This is a genomic window from Pseudoalteromonas sp. C8 (assembly GCF_011378685.1).
In the GTDB taxonomy this organism is placed as follows: Bacteria; Pseudomonadota; Gammaproteobacteria; order Enterobacterales; family Alteromonadaceae; genus Pseudoalteromonas; species Pseudoalteromonas arctica.
The window spans coordinates 1-304 of sequence record NZ_WTKT01000082.1 but is presented as its reverse complement, the minus strand read 5'-3'; the positions used below and the strand labels follow the sequence as shown (position 1 = coordinate 304).

1 protein-coding gene is annotated in these 304 nt (G+C 35.2%); it reads right to left on the bottom strand.

All coding sequences use genetic code 11. From position 1 onward, the window contains the following. On the bottom strand, window positions 1–304 hold a 304-nt coding region (locus tag GQR39_RS20125), incomplete at both ends, for an EAL domain-containing protein (RefSeq protein ID WP_165736434.1).

Here is a 304-nt window from a genome sequence, read left to right as displayed (position 1 = left end):
AGAACTAATTGTTTAGCTGCCTGTGTAAGTGCATATTCACCAATGTTGATGATTAAGTCTGATTCCTCTGCGATAGGGATAAACTCAATGGGAGAGATGAGTCCTTCTTTAGGATGATGCCAACGCATTAAAGCTTCAAAGCCTAATAAATCACCTTGATGAGTCACTTTTGGTTGGTACATTAAACTAAATTGATGTTCTGAATTAATACCTAGCAACATTTCTTGCTCGTAATTAAAGTCTCTTTGTACTTTATCGGCCATATCAATTTCAAATAATTGATAATTATCACGTCCACGTTGTT